This is a genomic window from Nocardia sp. NPDC057353 (assembly GCF_042667085.1).
Classification (GTDB): domain Bacteria; phylum Actinomycetota; class Actinomycetes; order Mycobacteriales; family Mycobacteriaceae; genus Nocardia.
In genome coordinates this window covers 23,483-41,833 of record NZ_JBHVAK010000059.1, presented here as the reverse complement: position 1 = coordinate 41,833, position 18,351 = coordinate 23,483, and the positions used below count along the sequence as shown (strand labels likewise).

At 74.3% G+C, this 18,351-nt stretch carries 15 protein-coding genes; 8 read left to right on the top strand and 7 right to left on the bottom strand.

The features are described 5' to 3' along the window. The first annotated feature begins 72 nt into the window (after positions 1 to 72). From acs to ACFUUZ_RS25620, 4 genes are all read left to right on the top strand, one after another. Positions 73 to 2,019 carry an acetate--CoA ligase gene (gene acs / locus ACFUUZ_RS25635; RefSeq protein WP_378700425.1) on the top strand — a complete coding sequence of 649 codons (1,947 nt, stop codon included), beginning with the start codon at positions 73 to 75 and terminating at the stop codon, positions 2,017 to 2,019. Positions 2,020 to 2,443: 424 nt separating this feature from the next. Next, entirely contained in the window at positions 2,444 to 2,935 is a 492-nt protein-coding gene (locus ACFUUZ_RS25630; RefSeq protein WP_378700423.1) for a hypothetical protein, read from the top strand. Next, positions 2,925 to 3,479: a DUF6529 family protein gene (locus ACFUUZ_RS25625; RefSeq protein ID WP_378700421.1), complete on the top strand. Its 555-nt coding sequence runs from the start codon at positions 2,925 to 2,927 to the stop codon at positions 3,477 to 3,479. The genes ACFUUZ_RS25630 and ACFUUZ_RS25625 overlap by 11 nt, the downstream gene beginning before the upstream one ends. Before the next feature lie 26 nt (positions 3,480 to 3,505). After that, entirely contained in the window at positions 3,506 to 3,937 is a 432-nt protein-coding gene (locus ACFUUZ_RS25620) for a ubiquinol-cytochrome c reductase iron-sulfur subunit (RefSeq protein ID WP_378700419.1), read from the top strand. Positions 3,938 to 3,963: 26 nt separating this feature from the next. On the opposite strand, the gene ACFUUZ_RS25615 is transcribed toward ACFUUZ_RS25620, so the two are convergent. Together ACFUUZ_RS25615 and ACFUUZ_RS25610 are read right to left on the bottom strand one after the other, a co-directional pair. Further along, on the bottom strand, positions 3,964 to 4,746 hold the full coding sequence (locus ACFUUZ_RS25615; protein WP_378700417.1) for a hypothetical protein: 783 nt from the start codon (positions 4,744 to 4,746) through the stop codon (positions 3,964 to 3,966). Positions 4,747 to 4,775: 29 nt separating this feature from the next. Further along, complete coding sequence (locus tag ACFUUZ_RS25610) at positions 4,776 to 5,666, bottom strand: hypothetical protein (RefSeq protein WP_378700415.1); 891 nt, start codon at positions 5,664 to 5,666, stop codon at positions 4,776 to 4,778. 142 nt (positions 5,667 to 5,808) lie between these two features. On the opposite strand from ACFUUZ_RS25610, the gene lspA reads away from it, so the two are divergent. From lspA to ACFUUZ_RS25595, 3 genes are read left to right on the top strand one after another with little or no spacing between them, the layout of a single operon-like run. Then, positions 5,809 to 6,603 (top strand): signal peptidase II, encoded by a 795-nt coding sequence (gene lspA, locus ACFUUZ_RS25605; protein WP_378700413.1) that lies wholly within the window; start codon positions 5,809 to 5,811, stop codon positions 6,601 to 6,603. After that, positions 6,600 to 7,526, top strand: coding sequence for an RluA family pseudouridine synthase (locus ACFUUZ_RS25600; RefSeq protein WP_378700411.1), 927 nt, complete (start codon positions 6,600 to 6,602; stop codon positions 7,524 to 7,526). Before lspA ends, ACFUUZ_RS25600 begins: the two co-directional genes overlap by 4 nt. Further along, on the top strand, positions 7,519 to 8,376 hold the full coding sequence (locus ACFUUZ_RS25595; RefSeq protein ID WP_378700410.1) for a hypothetical protein: 858 nt from the start codon (positions 7,519 to 7,521) through the stop codon (positions 8,374 to 8,376). Before ACFUUZ_RS25600 ends, ACFUUZ_RS25595 begins: the two co-directional genes overlap by 8 nt. Positions 8,377 to 8,379: 3 nt before the next feature. Here ACFUUZ_RS25595 and ACFUUZ_RS25590 read toward each other — a convergent pair whose 3' ends face one another. Together ACFUUZ_RS25590 and ACFUUZ_RS25585 are read right to left on the bottom strand one after the other, a co-directional pair. After that, on the bottom strand, positions 8,380 to 9,234 hold the full coding sequence (locus ACFUUZ_RS25590; protein ID WP_378700408.1) for a PhzF family phenazine biosynthesis protein: 855 nt from the start codon (positions 9,232 to 9,234) through the stop codon (positions 8,380 to 8,382). Between the two features lie 65 nt (positions 9,235 to 9,299). Further along, the gene (locus tag ACFUUZ_RS25585) at positions 9,300 to 11,681 is read right to left on the bottom strand and encodes an HAD-IC family P-type ATPase (protein WP_378700406.1); all 2,382 of its coding nucleotides are present in this window, start codon (positions 11,679 to 11,681) and stop codon (positions 9,300 to 9,302) included. A gap of 68 nt (positions 11,682 to 11,749) precedes the next feature. Here ACFUUZ_RS25585 and rarD point away from each other — a divergent pair, with 68 nt between their 5' ends. Continuing rightward, on the top strand, positions 11,750 to 12,805 hold the full coding sequence (gene rarD, locus ACFUUZ_RS25580; protein ID WP_378700404.1) for an EamA family transporter RarD: 1,056 nt from the start codon (positions 11,750 to 11,752) through the stop codon (positions 12,803 to 12,805). Here rarD and ACFUUZ_RS25575 read toward each other — a convergent pair. From ACFUUZ_RS25575 to ACFUUZ_RS25565, 3 genes are all read right to left on the bottom strand, one after another. Next, positions 12,799 to 16,128, bottom strand: coding sequence for an arabinosyltransferase domain-containing protein (locus ACFUUZ_RS25575; RefSeq protein WP_378700402.1), 3,330 nt, complete (start codon positions 16,126 to 16,128; stop codon positions 12,799 to 12,801). The two genes, rarD and ACFUUZ_RS25575, sit on opposite strands and share 7 nt — an antisense overlap. 122 nt (positions 16,129 to 16,250) lie before the next feature. Then, on the bottom strand, positions 16,251 to 16,760 hold the full coding sequence (locus ACFUUZ_RS25570; protein WP_378700400.1) for a hypothetical protein: 510 nt from the start codon (positions 16,758 to 16,760) through the stop codon (positions 16,251 to 16,253). A gap of 55 nt (positions 16,761 to 16,815) precedes the next feature. Next, the gene (locus ACFUUZ_RS25565; RefSeq protein ID WP_378700435.1) at positions 16,816 to 18,153 is read right to left on the bottom strand and encodes a DNA polymerase IV; all 1,338 of its coding nucleotides are present in this window, start codon (positions 18,151 to 18,153) and stop codon (positions 16,816 to 16,818) included. Between the last annotated feature and the right edge of the window lie 198 nt (positions 18,154 to 18,351).

Here is an 18,351-nt window from a genome sequence, read left to right as displayed (position 1 = left end):
GATTCGCGCGGCGCGTGTTCGGCATCTTCCCACCGACGAAGCCGCTTGCGGCGTGAGAAAGGAACACCCCCCGTGACCAGCGCACCCGAGCTGCCCACCACCTACGCGCCGACGGCGGAGTTCGCCGCCGCCGCGAACGCAGGCCCCGAGCTGGCCGAACGCGCCGCGGCGGACCGGCTCGCGTTCTGGGCCGAGCAGGCGGACCGGCTGCACTGGGACCGGAGGTGGACCGACGTCCTCGACTGGTCGGACGCCCCCTTCGCCCGGTGGTTCACCGGCGGCAGGCTGAACGTGGCGTACAACTGCGTGGACCGGCACGTGCACGAGGGCAGGGGCGACAAGGTCGCGCTGCACTTCGTCGGCGAGCCCGGCGACACCCGCGACCTCACCTACGCCGACCTGCTCGCCGAGGTCTCCCGCGCGGCCAACCACCTGACCGCGCTCGGCCTGGTCCCCGGGGACCGGGTCGCCGTCTACATGCCGATGATCCCCGAGGCGATCGTCACCATGCTGGCCTGCGCCAGGCTCGGGCTCACGCACTCGGTGGTCTTCGCGGGCTTCTCCCCGGCGGCGCTGCGCCAGCGGGTCGACGACGCCGCGGCCAGGGTGGTGGTGACCACCGACGGCCAGTTCCGCCGCGGCACCCCCGCCGGGCTGAAACCGGCGGTGGACGAGGCGCTCTCGGCTCCCGGCCACACCGTCGAGCACGTCCTGGTGGTGCGGCGCACCGGCCAGGACACCCCGATGCAGGCGGGCCGCGACCAGTGGTGGCACGAGACCGTCGGGCAGGCCGCGGCCGAGCACACCCCGGAGTCCTTCGACAGCGAGCACCCGCTCTTCATCCTCTACACCTCCGGCACCACCGGAAAACCCAAGGGCATCCTGCACACCAGCGGCGGCTACCTCACCCAGGCCGCCTACACCCACCACCACGTCTTCGACCACAAGCCGGAGAGCGACGTCTACTGGTGCACCGCCGATATCGGCTGGGTCACCGGACACACCTACATCGTGTACGGGCCGCTCGCCAACGGCGCGACCCAGGTGGTGTACGAGGGCACCCCGAACTCGCCGGACGAGCACCGGCACTTCGACATCATCGACCGCTACGGCGTCAGCATCTACTACACCGCGCCCACCCTGATCCGCACCTTCATGAAGTGGGGCAGGCAGATCCCGGACGCGCACGACCTGAGCTCGCTGCGCGTGCTCGGCAGCGTCGGCGAGCCGATCAACCCGGAGGCGTGGCGCTGGTACCGGGAGGTGATCGGGCACGGCAGGACCCCGATCGTCGACACCTGGTGGCAGACCGAGACCGGCGCCATCATGATCTCCCCGCTGCCCGGCGTCACCGCCGCCAAGCCGGGCGCGGCCATGACCCCGCTGCCCGGCATCTCGGCGCTCGTGGTCGACGAGGAGGGCAACCCGGTCGTGCGCGGCGAGACCGAGGCCAACGGCTACCTGGTGCTCGACCAGCCGTGGCCGTCCATGCTGCGCGGCATCTGGGGCGACGACCAGCGCTTCCGGGACACCTACTGGGCCAGGTTCGCCGAGCGGGGCTGGTACTTCGCGGGCGACGGCGCGCGGCTGGACACCGACGGGGACCTCTGGGTGCTCGGCCGGGTGGACGACGTCATGAACGTCTCCGGGCACCGGATCTCCACCGCGGAGGTGGAATCGGCGCTGGTCGGGCACTCCGGAGTAGCCGAAGCGGCCGTGGTCGGGGCGAGCGACGAGACCACCGGGCAGGGCATCGTCGCCTTCGTCATCCTCACCGCCACCACCGAGAATACCGGCGACGCGTTGGTCGACGAGCTCAAGGCGGAGGTCTCGCGGGAGATCAGCCCGATCGCCCGGCCGCGCGAGATCCACGTGGTCCCCGAGCTGCCCAAGACCCGCAGCGGCAAGATCATGCGCAGGCTGCTGCGCGACGTCGCCGAGGGCAGGGAGCTGGGCGACACCAGCACCCTGGTCGACCCGACGGTCTTCACCGCCATCGCGGAGGCCAAGGGCGACTGATCGTTTCGCTGCTCCGCGCGCGGGACCCGGCCACCGATGAGGGGTGGCCGGGTCTCGCGCTGTCCGGGACACGCCGACGACACGCCGGACTGGGAACCGATTTCGGATTCCGATGAACCGGCGGGGGCCGCCGCTGCGTAGTCGGGGCGAAACGCGGAACCGGTGCCCGGCCCACAGGCGCCGCCGCGTTCGGTACCCGATCGAGGAGCGAACGATGACACGTCGTGGCCCGCTGCTGAGTCTCGCAGCGGCCGCCGTGCTGGGCCTAGCCCTGCTCGGCGTCAATATGTCCAAGGAAGAGGTGGCGGCGCCGACGCCCGCAGCCGCGGCCGCGTCGCCCGCGGCGACTCCGCCTCCGGCCAGCGTGACTCCGCCACCGGCTGGGGCGACTCCGCCTGCGGCTGAGGTGGCTCCGCCCGGTGGGGTGGCTCCGCCCGGTGGGGCGGCGAGCCAGGCGCCTGCGGCGGCGCCGTTCCCGGCGAAGGCCGATTACGTCGGGACGATCACCAGGGCGGCGGGCCCGCCGCTCACCCTCGCGATCACCGTCGAGGACGGCGCGGTCACCGCGTACGCCTGCGACGGCGCGACCGTCGAGACCTGGCTGCAGGGCCGGGTGATCGATGACGTCGCCCGGCTGGAGGGCAGGAACGGCGCCCGGCTGGAGGGGCGGGCGGGCGGCGGCGCCGTGCGCGGCACGCTCTGGATCGGCGACGCGAGCTGGGAGTTCACCGCGCCGGTGGTCTCCGGGGCGGCCGGGCTCTACGCCGCCACCGAGAACGGGGTGCGGCAGAGCTGGATCGTCGACGGCTCCGGCGGGGTGACCGGGGTGCGCCGCGGCCCCGACGGCGCGACCGCCCCGGCCGGGCCGCTGCCCGGCACCGCGACCCGGATCGGGGGTGGCGACAGTGTCGGCTGAGCAGCGCACCGCCGCCCCCGCGGTGGCGATCGTCGGCGCCGTGCTGATCGGGGCCGCCGCTGCGGTCGTGCTCGGGGTGTACGGCGCCGTGCACGATCCGCGGTTCTTCTCGGTGAACGTCGCCGGGTTCTCCAGCCCGACCTCGGTGAAGTCCTGGCTGGCCACCCTGGCGGTGGTACTCGGGGTCTTCCAGCTGGGCTCGGCCGCCGCCATGTACGGCCGGGTTCCCGGGTTCACCGCACCCGGCTGGTTCGGAGCCGCGCACGCCTGGTCCGGGCGGCTCGCGGTACTCGCCGCGACCCCGGTCGCGGTGCACTGCCTGTACGCGCTCGGGTTCCAGACCGGGGAGCCGCGGGTGCTGGCGCACTCGCTGTTCGGCTGCTTCTTCTACGGCGCCTTCGTCGCCAAGATGCTGCTGCTGACCAGGAAGGGGCTGCCCGGGTGGGCGGTTCCGGTCGCGGGCGGGCTGCTGTTCGCCGGGCTGGTCGGTGTCTGGTTCACCTCCGCGCTGTGGTTCTTCTCGAAGAACGGTCTCGTCCTGTGATGCGTACAACCCGAACGGAGTCCCCCATGACCACCTCTTCCGCCCTGAGCAGGCGCGATGTCGTGCTCGGTGCCGGTGTCGCCGCGGCGGCCGTCGCGGTCGCCGGGTGCAGCACGTACGGTGCCGACCCCGCTGCGCCCGCCGACCCCACGCCGGGCGGCGCCGAGCCCGGCGCTCCGGCCCAGGCGCTGGCGAAGGCGGCGGACGTGCCGGTCGGCGGCGGGGTGATCGTCGGGGACACCGTCGTCACCCAGCCCACCGCGGGCACCTACGTCGGGCTCTCCGCGACCTGCACGCACGCCGGGTGCAAGGTCACCAAGGTGCAGGACGGCGGCATCGACTGCGTGTGCCACGGAAGTAGGTTCGCGCTGGACGGCGCGGTGCTGAAGGGGCCGGCGAGCAAGCCGCTGGCCGCGAAGGCCGTCCGCGTCGAAGGCGGTTCGATCGTCGCGGGCTGAACCGCCCGGCAGCGGGCAGGCCCGGCCTACGGTCCGGCGATGCCGCGGAGGCGGCGGACCTGCTGGGTGGTGAGCGCGGTCAGGACTTCCGGCTGGACCGACTCGGGAGCGGTCACCGCGATCTGGGCGAGGGCGTCGCCGACCTGCACCAGCGCGACCGCGGAGTGCAGGGTGAGGTCGTCGCTGCGGACCAGCACCTGGTAGGCGGTGCTGCTGTCACCGGCGGCAGGCTGGTCGAAGGGGGCGACCTCGTAGGTGATCGGCGGGTCGCCCGCGGCGTCCGGCGGCGGGACGTCGGTGTACCGCACGCACTCGCGCAGGGTGCGCTGCACCGCGGCCAGCGCGGGGGCGACGCCGTCGGCGGGGTAGGCGGCGGCGTCGATATCGATACTGGAGAAGTCCGGGCCCGCGTACTGCACGGCGGCGTCCGCGCGGGCGCCGGGCACCTGCCGGGCGATCGGCGTCAGCACGGCGACGCAGCCCGCCGGGTCGGTCGCGTCGGTGCCCGCGGCGCCGCCGGTGGCGCGCGGCGGCAGCGGGGTGAAGCTGCCGGGCAGGTCGGTGCCGGAGAGCAGCCGGTTCAGCAGCTCCGCCGACCCGGCCGGGCCGGTGCCGGTGACCGGCGCCGCGGTGGCGGGGGCGCCGAAGGACGGCAGTCCGGCGCCGGGCTCCGGTGCCGCGGGTGCCGGTTCACCGTCGTCCGCGCAGCCCGCCAGTACCAGCGCCGCGAGTACTGCCGCGACCGGAAGCCGGCTGCCCGAAGGCCGGGCCGACCGGTTCCGGTACCCGCGCGAGAGCGGCACGGGCACGCGGGCAGGCAGGCCGGTGCCGCCACGCCTCACTCGGCCCACGAGACCTGCGTGTTGATCGTCTGCTGCAGCACGCTGTCGCTGCGCGCGTCCCGGTAGGCCTGGTGCCCGCCGACGGTGATCGAGCCCGCCACCGGCAGCGGCAGCCCGAGGTCGACGGTGATCGTGCCGGACCCGGTCATCTGGTAGTCCTCGATCTGCAGCGTCCCGGCGTCGTTCGGCAGCGACCAGACCGCCGACTTCGGCGTCTGCGAGACGTCGAGCTGCAGGGTGAGGCGGTCGCCGGTGCGCTCGGTGAGCGTGGCGGTGGTGACCTGGTCCAGCAGCACGCCGCCGGTCACCTCCTGCCGGACGGTCCACATGGCGCCGACGCCGACCGGCTCGTCCGGGAACGCCACCGAGCGGTACACCGCCTGGTAGAACGCCTGCTCCAGGGCGGCACGCGCGGTGTTCGAGGTGTCGGGGGACGGTGCGAGGCGGAGCGCGGTGATCGCGCCGAGCTCGCTCATCTCGAAGCCCGCGTGCGAGCCGCCCGCGTCGGTGAGCGCCTTGGCCAACACCGGGTCGTCGGTGGTGACATTGCCGAGCACCAGGTCGACGCCGTCGGTGTCGGCCTCGGCGGTCATCGGGATGGTGATCTCCGGATTGGAGAAGTCGCGCGGCTGCTGGTCGTTGATGATCTGCTCGATGTTGTGGTCGGTGCGCAGCGTGACCTGCTGCACGGTGCCGACGGCGTAGTGCGGGCGCAGCGCGGCCCGCGGCTCCTCGCCCGGGTACACCAGCGTGGTGACGGCGGCCGAGATCGGCACCGTCACCTCCTTGCCGTAACCGAGCGGCTCGGTGGCCTCCAGGTCGCTGCCCGGCTCCGCGGCGTCGCCGCACCCGATGCCGAGCGCGGAGAGCCCGACCGCGAGCACCATCAGAAACACCCCCGAGCGGGCCGCCCGGGGCGTCAGGGGAGAAGACAACACCGTCACGTGCAACAGGGTACGACCGGTTCCTGAGCGCAGCCTGGGACATCCGGGGCGAATCGCCGTGCCCGCTCGAGCGATGATGGTCGACGTGACCGACGACCGTGCCGCCGACAACGAGCCAGCCGCAGGCAGTGCGCGCCCCGCGAGCGAGCCCGGCTCCCGGCCGAGCGCCGCCGAGCAGGGCGCCGATGCCACCGCAGCACCCGCTGCCACCGCAGCACCCGCGACCGCCGCACCCGAAGCCGCCGCGAGCACCGAACCCGCGGGCGACGACACCCCGGGCAGCGAGACCGAGCGCACCACCCGCGCGACGTCCGCGAGCGCCGAATCCGCGGCCGCGGAGCCCGCAACCGCCGCCCTCAGGCGGAAGCGGCTGCCGCTGCTGCTCGGCCTCGCCGCCGTGCTGTACGCCCTCGACCTGCTCACCAAGACCATCGCGGTGACGCAGCTGACCCCGGGCGACCCGGTGTACCTGATCGGCGACGACATCCGGTTCTCCCTGGTGCGCAACCCGGGCGCCGCCTTCTCCATGGCCACCGGGATGACCTGGCTGCTCACCCTGGTGGCCATGGGCGTCGTCGTCGCGGTGATCCGGATCGGCAGGACGCTGCGCTCGCCGTGGTGGGCGATCGGGCTCGGCATGGTGCTCGGCGGCGCGCTCGGCAACCTCACCGACCGGCTCTTCCGCTCCCCCGGCCCGCTGCAGGGGCACGTCGTCGACTTCATGGCGGTGGGCTGGTTCCCGGTGTTCAACGTCGCCGACTCGGCCATCGTGTGCGGCGCGATCCTGCTGGTCGCGCTGACCCTCTTCGGTTTCGAGCCGGACGGGACCAGGAGTACCGGCAAGGAAGCCGCGCGCACCGCGGGTGAGGAGCCCGCATGAGGGAGACCAGGACCATGCCGGTCCCGGACGGGCTGGACGGCATGCGGGTGGACGCCGGGCTCTCCCGGCTGCTCGGCCTCTCGCGCACCGCGGTGGCGGCGCTCACCGCCGAGGGCGCGGTGCAGCTGGACGGGGTCGCGGCGGGCAAGTCGGACCGGCTCGTCGCGGGCGCCTGGCTGGAGGTCGAGTTCCCCGAGCCGCGCCGGGAGCTCACCGTGGACGCCGAGCCGGTGGAGGGGATGCGGATCCTCTACGCCGACGACGACATCGTCGCGGTGGACAAGCCGGTCGGCGTCGCCGCGCACACCGGCGTCGGCTGGAGCGGGCCGACCGTGGTCGGCGGGCTGGCCGCCGCCGGGTACCGGATCTCCACCTCGGGCGCGCACGAGCGGCAGGGCATCGTGCACCGGCTCGACGTCGGCACCTCGGGGGTGATGGTGGTGGCGCAGTCCGAGCACGCCTACACCGTGCTCAAGCGGGCCTTCAAGCAGCGGACGGTGGACAAGCGATACCACGCGCTGGTGCAGGGGCACCCGGACCCCTCCAGCGGCACCATCGACGCGCCGATCGGCCGGGCCAGGGGCAACGACTGGAAGTTCGCGGTGACCGCGGACGGGCGGCCCAGCGTGACGCACTACGACACGGTGGAGGCGTTCCAGGCGGCGAGCCTGCTCGACATCCACCTGGAGACCGGGCGGACGCACCAGATCCGGGTGCACTTCTCCGCCATCAGGCACCCCTGCTGCGGTGACCTGACCTACGGCGCCGACCCGCGGCTCGCCGAGCGGCTCGGGTTGCAGCGGCAGTGGCTGCACGCCCGCGCGCTCGGGTTCAACCACCCGGCGGACGGGCGGTGGCTGGAGATCACCAGCGAGTACCCGGACGATCTCCGGAACGCGCTCGACGTCCTCCGGGATGCCTGAGGTCGACGGGGGCGGGGTCGGGCCGGACTCCGGCCGCGCCGCCGATCCCGACCTCGCGGGCGCCGGGCACCGGGCATCCGCCCCGGCAGAGCCCGCGGACCACGGCCCCGCGGAGCCCATGCACCCCGGCCCCGCGGAGCCCGCGGACCACGGCCGGGCGGAGCCCGCGGACGTGGAGCCGCTGGACCCGCGGCTGCGCCGTGGGCTCATCATCGGGGCGATCGGGCTGCTCGTACTGGCCGGGATCGGGATCGGCGCGCAGACGCCGCCGCGCTCCACCGGGGTCTCCACCGACCGGGTCGGGCCGGAGCAGGGCGAGGAGGTTTCCGAGTACCTGACCCGCGCCCGCGCCACCCTGGACCGCTCCGACGACGCGCCGCGCTGGGCTCTGGTCTCGTTCACCGACCACGTGCAGGCGGAGCGGGTCCCCGCGCTCGCGGGGGAGGTCAGGGTGGCAAGGGTGCTACAGCACGTCCCGCTGGAGCGGGTGCAGACGCCGATCGTCGCGATCCCGGTGCCGGACTCCGCGAGCGCGGTCACCGGCGCCGCCGCGGCCGCCGCCGACATCCTGCGCGACCGGCTCGACCGGCAGCCGCTGGAGCAGCGCGCCGCACAGGTGCACGAGGTGGCCGTGCTCCGGCTGCGCGCGGGCTGCGCCTGCACCGCCGGGCTCGTGGTCCGCGCCGCCCCCGCCGAGCTGCGCGAGCTGGCCGCGCGCACCGGCATCCGCGCCGTCGAGGCGCTGCCCGCCGACACCGTCGCCGACCGCTTCGCCGTCACCCCGCTGCTGCCCGGCACCGAGGGCACCGTCCGCCCGGAACCGGACGACGGCCCGGTCCCGCCGCGCTGAACGTCAGCCCGACCCGTCGCCCTGCACCGCCGCGACGTACTCGTCCGGCAGCACGACCACTCCGTCCAGGTACCGCCTGCACCGCCCGGCCACCAGCACCCGCTCCCCCGCCAGCTCGACCCGCAGCGCCCCGCCGCGCCGGGACAGCTGCCGCGCCCGGAACACCGTGCGCCGCAACCGCTCCGCCCAGATCGGCGCGAGCTGCGCGTGCGCCGACCCGGTCACCGGGTCCTCCGGCACGCCGATCCCGGGCGCGAACATCCGCGAGACGAACTCCACCTCCGCACCGGGAGCCGTCGCCACCACCCCGCGCGGCACCGCCGGGAACGCCCCGAAATCCGGCCGCAGTGCCCGGATCTCGGCCTCGCTATCGAAGACCAGCACCTCGTCCGCTCCGGAGAACGCCGCCACCGGCGCGGCCCGCAGCGCCGCCGCGAGCGCCGGATCGACCGGCACCGCGCGCGATTCCTGCGCGGGCAGGTCGAGCACGTACTCGTCGTCGTCGGTGCGGTCGACGTGCAGCCACCCGCTGCGGGTCCAGAAGGAGACCGCGTCGAGCCCGGGGTGCAGGTCCTCCAGCACCTGCGCGGCGGCGGCCAGCGTGGCGTGCCCGCAGAGCGCGACCTCGGCCGCCGGGGTGAACCAGCGCAGGTGGAAGGCGGGCCGGTCGGCGGGCGGCGCCCCGGCGGCGGCGGGCAGCGCCGCGGTGAGGAAGGCGGTCTCGGAGAGGTTGTTCTCCTCGGCCAGCCGGTGCAGCAGCCCGTCGGGCAACCACGCGGTCAGCGGCATGACCGCGGCCGGGTTCCCGGTGAACGGTGCGTCCGCGAACGCGTCGATCTGGTGCAGCAGTACCTCCATGGCTCCAGAAGGTACACCGGGGTCGAATGCCCGCTTGCCGCAAGGTTTCTGGTGGCGGGTCGGGTCTACTCCGCGGCGCTCCTGCGGCCGAACCACTGCGCGATCTCGACCAGCACGACGCCGACCGCGCCGCAGCCGAAGGCCGCAGCGGTGAGCCGCGGGTTCGAGGGGTCGAGCAGGAAGAACTCGCGGGTGAACGGCAGCGAGAAGAGCAGCACGTAGGCCAGCACCGAGGCGCCGATCAGCACCACCTTCCACCACACGTAGGGCCGCGCCACGATGGCGAGCACCCACACCGCGATGATGATGAGCGTGATCAGCGCGGTGGTGCCCGCCTGGATCTTCTGCTGCTCGCCCGCCTCCGGCCCGGCGTAGGCGATCAGGTACGAGACGAAGGTGGCGACGCCGATGACCACCCCGGACGGGATGGCCAGCTTCATCACCCTGGCGACGAAGCCGGTGCGGGCGCGCTCGTTGTTCGGCGCCAGCGAGAGCACGAAGGCCGGGATGCCGATGGTGAACCAGGCCGCGATCGTGACGTGCCGCGGCAGGAACGGGTAGCCGATCGGGTCGTAGCCGAAGATCTGCGAGCCGACCCCGGCCAGCCCGACCAGGAAGGCGAGCAGCACCGAGTAGACGGTCTTGGTGAGGAACAGGTTGGAGACCCGCTCGATATTGCCGATCACCCGGCGGCCCTCGCCCACCACGTACGGCAGCGTCGCGAACCTGTTGTCCAGCAGCACGATCTGCGCCACCGCGCGGGTGGCCGGGCTGCCCGACCCCATGGCGACGCCGATGTCGGCGTCCTTCAGCGCCAGCACGTCGTTCACGCCGTCGCCGGTCATGGCGACGGTGTGCCCGCGCGACTGCAGCGCGCCGACCATGGCGCGCTTCTGGTCCGGCCGCACCCGGCCGAAGGTGGTCTCGCGCTCCAGCACGTCGGCGAGGTCGTCGCGGCCGTCCGGCAGCTTCCTGGCGTCGACGGCGTGCTCGCCGCCCGGCAGCTCCAGGGAGGTGGCGACGGCGCCGACCGAGACGGCGTTGTCACCGGAGATCACCTTGATCGCGACGTCCTGCTTCGCGAAGTAGTCGAGCGTCTCGCGGGCGTCCGGGCGCACCTTCTGCTCCAGCACCACCAGCGCCTCCGGGCTGACCTCGCCGGGGGCGTCCGGCGCGTCCACCGCGCGGTCGCTGCGCGCGAGCAGCAGCACCCGCAGCCCGGCGGCGCCGAGCTCCTCGGCCCTGCGGGCCGCCGCCGACTGCGGGTCGAGCAGCACGTCGGGGGCGCCGAGCAGCCAGTTGCCGTGCTCGCCGTAGGAGTGGCCGCTCCACTTGGTGGCGGAGGAGAACGGCGCGACCGCGGTGGAGCGCCACCCCGGGTGCTCCGGCAGCGCCTCGGCGAGCGCCTGCACGCTGGCGTTCGGGCGCGGGTCGTCGGCGGCGAGCGCGGCCAGCGCGGTGCGGGCGGGGGCGCCGTCGCCCGCCAGGCTCTCGACGTCGGCGAGCCGCATGCCGTTCTCGGTGAGCGTGCCGGTCTTGTCCGCGCAGACCACGTCCACCCTGGCCAGCCCCTCGATCGCGGGCAGCTCCTGGACCAGGCACTTGCGCCTGCCCAGCCGGACGACGCCGACCGCGAAGGCGATCGAGGTCATCAGCACCAGCCCCTCCGGCACCATCGGCACCAGCGCGGCGACCATGCCGGTGACCGCGTCCTGCCAGCCCTGGCCGCTGGAGAAGAGCTGGTTGTAGATGCTCAGCAGCCCGGCCGGGACCAGCAGGAAGGTGATGAAGCGCAGGATCTTGTCGATGCCGCTGCGCAGCTCGGAGTGGACGAGCGTGAACTTGCTCGCCTCCTCGGCCAGCCGCGCGGCGTAGGCCGCGCGCCCGACCTTGGTGGCCCGGTAGGCGCCGGAGCCGGAGACCACGAAGCTGCCGGAGAGCACCTCGGCGCCGAGCTTCTTGTCGATCGGGTCGGCCTCGCCGGTGAGCAGCGATTCGTCCACCTCGAGCAGCTCGGCCTCGACCACCTCGCCGTCCACCACGATCTGGTCGCCGGGGCCGAGCTCGATCAGGTCGTCCTGCACCACCTCGCCGGGCGGCACCTCGGCCGCGGTGCCGTCGCGGCGCACCCGCGGCCGGGCCTGGCCGACGATGGCGAGCTCGTCCAGGGTGCGCTTGGCGCGCACCTCCTGGATGATGCCGATCGCGCTGTTGGCCACGATGAGCAGCCCGAACATGCCGTCGATCGGCGAACCGGCGGCCAGCACGAGCACGAAGAGCACGCCGAGGATGGCGTTGATGCGGGTGAAGACATTGGCGCGCACGATCTCCCGGACCGAGCGGGAGGCGCGGGCCGGGACGTCGTTGGTGCGGCCGTCGCTGCGGCGTTGCTCGACCTCGGCCGCGGTCAGCCCGGTCGCGGCATCCGCTCGCACGGAAAGAGACATGCCGCAAGGCTACGGGGGTATCGCGTCCGGCCCGCAACGAGGCGGCGCGGCGAACTACCGTGGTTCGGGTGTGGCGGAAGAGGTCGGTGCCCGGGGTCGCGTTCGGTGCTTCGGCGTACCTGCTGTGGGGGCTCTTCCCCGCCTTCTTCGGGTTGCTGGCCTTCGCCGGGGCGGTCGAGGTGCTGGCCGAGCGGATCGTCTGGACGCTGGTCGTCGTGCTCGGCGTGCTCGCGGTCACCGGGCGGCTGCGGCAGCTGCGCGGGATCGATGCCCGCACCTGGCGGCTGGCGGCGGCGGCGTCGCTGGCCATCTCGGTGAACTGGGGGGTCTACGTCTTCGGGGTGCTCTCCGGGAACGTGGTGCAGTGCGCGCTCGGCTACTTCGTGAACCCGCTGGTGACCGTGGCGTTCGGGGTGCTGATCTTCCGCGAGCGGCTGGCGGCGGCGCAGTGGGTGGCGCTCGGGCTCGGGGCGGTCGCGGTGCTGGTCCTGACCGTCGACTACGGGCGACCGCCCTGGATCGCGCTGGTCCTCGCCTGCTCGTTCGCCACCTACGGGCTGGTCAAGAAGGTGATCCGGCTGGACGCGCTGCGCAGCGTCGCGGCCGAGGGGATCGTCGGTGCGCCGATCGCGCTGGCCTTCCTGATCGTGCTCGCGGTGCGCGGGGAGAGTTCGTTCGGGGACGGGATCGGGCACACCGCCCTGCTCATCGCCACCGGGCCGGTCACCCTGATCCCGCTGCTGCTCTTCGCCACCGCCGCGCAGCGGGTCCCGCTCTCCACCATGGGGCTGCTCCAGTACCTCACCCCCGCGCTGCAGATGGCCTGGGGCGTCGCCGTCATGCACGAGCCCATGCCGCCCTCCCGCTGGGCGGGCTTCGCCCTCATCTGGTGCGCCCTCCTGCTCTTCAGCACCCATGCCCTGCTCCGCGCCCGCCGGAACCGCCGCACCGCCGAGCCCGCGAGTCCCTCGAACGCCCCCTCCGGAGACCCCGAGGGCCTGCCCGCCCCCGTCGAATCCGCGAGCCCGCTCACCCCCGCGGAACCCGCGAGCAGCGCCGCCCCTCGCTCATCGCGCAAATCAGTCGAGCGCGAAGCAGGCGACATACCGGCGCGCGATCAGTAACCGGTAAGAATCGGCCCCGGGGTCCACAGACCGGAACGGGACTCCTGCACCACCTGCGCCCGCGCCGGAACCGCGCTCGGATCGATCCGGGTGAACCGCTGCAACTCGCCCCAATCGCGCCGCCAATCGTGGGCGAGGTAGGTCGGCAGCGTCTCGGCCCGCAGCAGCAACGTGGTCCACCCGAGCGGCCCACCCCCGTCGTGGTTCTGCCACAGACTGGTGATCTCGGCCCCCGGCCGATCCGGCAGCACCCGGTACTCCGGCACCTCCGCGATCCCGTGCCGGTGATCGAACGGCCGCTGGCAGGGGAACTGCAACCCCACCATCCAGTCGAGCAGCACCGGCGCCGCCGAGCCGACCACCTCGTTCAGCGTGGAGGTCCGCGGCACCCGCGGCGGCGTCAGCGCGACCCACTGCGCCGGGTTGCGGTCCCGGTCGGCGGCCACGATCCGCACCACCTCCGCCTCGGCCGGGATGTCCGCGAGCGGCACCCGCAGATTGCGCCAGGACGGCGCGGGCCCGATATCGATCGGCAGCACCCGCCCGCCGGGCACCCCGTCGGCGGTCCCGTACTCCAGCGCCACCGACTGCCCCGGCGTCACCACCCCGTCGCTGTCCACCGAGCGGATCCGCCCCGCCGCCCCGATGGCGACGATCCCGTCCCGCTCCGCGGGCAGCCGGTACCAGCCGGTGGTCAGCTCGGCGGGCCCCGCGTCCCCGGAGCCGTAGCTGCCGAGCATCGGCACCAGCGCCGGGTCCAGCCCGAAGGGCAGCGCGGCGGTGCGGGTGCCCTCGGCGGTGTCGGAGTCGGTGGCGCCGGTCAGCGCGTCCGCGATGCTCCCCGATGCGCTGCCCTCGTCGTCCGGGCGCAGGTCGGCGGCGACCCCGCCGGGCACGAAGCCGGTCCCGGTCCCGGCCAGCGCGGCCGCGGCGTCGCCGGTGAGCGGTGGCAGCACCGACCCGGTCGGGTCGGTCTCCACCAGCACCTGGTCCGCCAGCCCGCACGGCTCGCCGAGCACCGCGGAGATGTTCGAGCTCGCCAGCGTGAACGCCGGATACCGGCTGATCGCCGCCTTGCCGAAGGAGGCGACCTGCAGCAGCACCGCGAACGCCAGCGCCATGGCGAGCACCGGCGCCGCCGAGACCCGCCGCGCGAACCCGGAGATGCGGTGCGGCGTCCCCGGCTCCGGCGCGCGCACCTGCCACCAGGCGGCCACCGCGAGCAGCCCGACGGCGAGCGCCAGGAAGACCGTGCTGAGCTGGATCCCGGCCAGCGACACCGGCTTGTCCCACCACGGGATGCCGTACGAGGAGACGTACCACCAGCCGTTGTCGCCGGTGCAGGCCAGCGCGAGCAGGAAGGCGAGCACCGCGGCGAAGAGCGCCCGGTTGCGCGGCGCCTTCATGACCGCGGGCGCCACCGCGACCGCGGCGAGCACCGCGACCATGCCCGCGACCCCGGCGAAGACGCCCAGGTGGTGCGTCCACTTGGTGGGCGTTGTCATCAACAGCAGCAGCGCGCCGACGGCGGTGCCGAGCGCACGGCGGGTCGGCCCCGCGGCCGTGGTCGGGATCCGGCCGCCCTTGCGCAGCAGCACCAGCACGCAGGTGAGCAGCCCGGCGACGAGCAGGAAGATCCCGGCGCGGCGGGCGAACGAGCCGTCCACCTCGGGCTGCAGCAGGTACTGGTAGCGCAGGTACTCCTGGAACCACTTGACGTCCGGGCCCGCGATGGCGTGCACCCGCTGCATCTCGAACAGGGCGCTCAGCGGCTGGTCCGCGAAGGCGACGGCGAGCACCAGCGTGCCCGCAGCGCCGATCGGCGCGGCCAGGGACAGCCCGGAGCGGAACGACCCCGACCCCGCGGCCCGGCGCCGGACGATGTGCGCCAGCGGGCGCAGCCCGGCCAGCAGCGCGGCGATACACAGCACCCCGGACGGCCCCGCCGTGCAGGCGAAGGCCGCGACCAGCACCGCGACCGCCGCGGGCAGCAGCCGCCCGGTGGCGATGGCGCGCTCCATCGAGCACCAGGTGAGCACGATGGCGAGCGCGACGACGGGCTCCGGGCGCAGGCCGTTGTCGTAGGGCAGCCAGACGGCGAGGAAGGCGAGCGCGCCGGTCCAGCGCGCGACCCGGTGGTGCCGGACCGCGGTGCCGAACCGCGGGACGACCTCGCGGCTGATCAGCAGCCAGATCAGCAGCCCGGCGGCGAGCGTCGGCAGCCGGACGAACGGGCTCGCGGTGCTGATCTCGGCCATGACCCGGATCAGGTCGTAGTAGGGCGTGCCGACCGGGTTCTCCGGCACCCCGAACCAGCGGAAGTAGTTGGCCATGTAGCCCGCGGTGCCCGAGGTGCGGGCCATGCCGAACTGGTAGCCGTCGTCGGAGGTGGTGGAGCCGATGAAGTACCAGAGCACCAGGACCGCGGCGACGAAGCCGTCCAGCGGGGTGCACCGCCACCAGCGGGCGGGCAGCACCCGGCGCGGGCGCAGGCCGTCGCGGCGGTCGAGGACGTACAGCGCGGCGAGCGCGAGCACCGTGCTCAGCGCGGCGCCCCAGATGGCGAGCAGTTTCAGCGTGCTCGGCGTGGAGGAGAAGCGGGAGTCGACCTCGGCGCGCATGGTCGCGCCCGCCGGGTCGGGCAGGTCGCTGAAGAGCCCGACCACCTGCGGGCGGTAGTCGCCCGCCAGGGTCACCGGGGCGCCGCCCGCGCCGGCGAAGGTGGCGCCGTCACCGTCCGCACGGAGGGTCAGGGTGCAGCCCGGCGGCAGGTCGGTGACCGGGGTGCTCAGCAGCGCCTGGTTGCGCAGCACGACATCCAGCCGAGCCGGGGCCTGCTCCCCTGCCTGCCCCGCAGCCGCGCCGGAACCATCCGCGCCGGGCACAGCGCCGTCGGAACCATCCGCGCCGGGCACAGGAGCGCCGGAGCCGTCGGCGTCGGGCGCCGGTGTACCCGGGCGCACCTGGGCGATGAAGCCGTAGCGCTCGAGGTCGGGGGCGCCGGCGGGCGCGGTGGCGGCGAGCACCCCGCCGCCGGGCAGCTGCTCGACGGCGGCGCACGGAATGGTGGCGTCGAAGGTCAGCGGGGCGTAGGCGACCAGCGGCGCCTCCACCGAAGCGGGGGTACCGCCCTGCGGCCACTCCAGCGTGGTGGCGTCCACCCGCACCGGCAGCAGCGGGACCGCAATAGCGCAGAGCATGCCGAACAAGCCGGCGATCAGGGCGACCGGGGCGGCCCACCGGCGGGCACCGCCGGGAGCTCGCACCGGGTCCGGGTCGTTCACGGAGGGCCCGCGCCCGGCCCGCACCATCGTTTCGGCCACGGGGCTCGATCGTGCCACGCGCGATCCTCCACCCCGGCCCCGGGGTCGCGCCCCCCGGAATACCGAACGGCCGGTCACCCCGGGGAAACGGGGTGACCGGCCGAGCCGATCGGCGGGGGCGATCAGGCGGTGCAGGCGACCGACTGCTGGCCCAGGTTGGTCAGCATCAGGCAGGCCCACTGCTTCTGGACCTTCCAGACGCCGTCCTCGGCGACGAACGGCACGTCGACCACGTTGGTCTGGCCATTGAGCACGAAGTTGGCCTTGGCGTTCACGCTCTCACCGAACGAGGTCACGTCGGTCACGGTGACCGCGACCCCGGCCGCCTTGGCGGCCTCGGCGAGCCGGTTCGGCAGCTCCGGATCGGCCTCGATGCCCTGCACCAGCTCCAGCTTCTCCGAGCTCGGGATGGCCGGGTCGAGCGCGGTGCCGAGCTTGCTGTTCAGCTCGTCGACGGTCGGGACCGGGGGCAGCGCGGCATCCGACGACGCGGAGGTGCTCGCCGCGGCGCTGCTGCTGGTCGTGGTGGCCGGCTTGCTCTCGGTGTCGTCGCCACCGCAGGCCGTCAGGCCAAGCGCCGCGACGGCGGCAAAGCCCGCGATCGCGATTCGTCCGGTCTTACGAAGCTTCAACTGCTCGTCCTTCACATATCGAGGAGGTTCGCTGCACGAGCCACCCAGGCTACCGTCAGCGGAGGCTGCCGAGCGGATCGGCTCGGGACAGCCTCGGGTCGTCGGCAGCGAACGTACGCGCCGGGCCCGGACCTGTCGAGCGGGTCTCGAACCGCACCGTCACCCGCCCGTGCCCCGCCCCCTGCACCCAGCCGTGTCCGTGCTCCGGGTGCGCCACGTCCAGCCCCGGGTACCAGTGCGGCAGCGCGGCGTTCGCCGCCTGGCCCCTGGCGGCGACCGGAAGTGGTTGCGGCACAGCGCCACCCGGGAAGTAGCCGGGCTCGGCGTCCGGCTCGGCCTTGGCCGGGACGTCCCGGTCCAGCTCCGGGAAGAGCGACTCCTGCCTGACCGTGGAGAGCCCGGCGTACCCGACCCCGACCAGCCGCACCGGCCCCAGCTCCATCGGGTCGATGGCCGAGCGCTGCGCCGCGGTGGCCAGGGTGGCGGCGTCGGTGGTGGCGTAGGGCAGCGTGAGCGACCTGGTCACGATGGCCATGTCCGCCTTCCGCAGCTTCAGCACGACGGTCCGCGCGGCCCTGCCGTCCCTGGTCAGCCGCTTGTACGCGGCGGCGGCCATGGCGTCGATGGCCGGGCGCAGCTGGGCCATGGTGACCAGGTCGTGCTCGTAGGTGGTCTCGGCGCTGATCTGCTTGGCCTCGGCGCGCTCGGCGACCGGGCGGTCGTCGATGCCGCGGGCCAGCCGGTGCAGCGCGCTGCCGACGGCACCGCCGAGCAGCGTGGCCGCCTCCTGCTCGGGCAGCGCCGCGAAGGCACCGACGGTCTCGATCCCGGCCGAGCGCAGCCTGCCCTCCGCCACCGGCCCGATCCCCCACAGCTTGCGCACCGGCAGCGCGGCCAGCAGCGCACCCTGCTCGGCGGGGTCGATCACCCGGACGCCGTCCGGCTTGGCCAGCCCGGAGGCGATCTTGGCCAGCTGCTTGCCTGTCCCCGCGCCCACCGAGGCGACCAACCCGGTGCGCGTGCGCACCAGCGCGCGCAGCTCCGCGCAGAACTCCGCCACCCCGGCCGCGGTCGCCCCCGCCAGCTCGGCGGGCTCGCCGAACGCCTCGTCGAAGGAGAGCGTCTCCAGCACCGGAATGCGCGTGCGCAGCGCGTCGAAGACCTGCCCGCTCAGCGCGCCGTACACCGCGCCGCGCGGCGGGAGCACCACCGCCGCGCCCCCGACCAGCCTGCGGGCCTGGTGCATCGGCATGGCCGAGCGCGCGCCGAACACCCTGGACTCGTAGCTGGCGCCCGCCACCACCCCGCGCTGCCCGACGCCGCCGACCAGCACCGGGCGCCCGCGCAGCGTCGGCCGGGTGAGCTGCTCGACCGAGGCGAAGAAGGCGTCCATATCGATGTGCAGCACCCAGCGCCGGACCGGCTGCCCGGCCGTCACCGGCACGCCGCGCCCAGGCGCAGGCCGCGCGGCGCCGCGGGCACCGGGACGGGGCGGAGGGCGGCTCTCACGCCCCGGAATCTACGCCCGACCACCGACAGCGAGCGGTGTCGCCGGGCCGGTAAGCGGGGGCGGGGTCCGAATCCCCGCCCG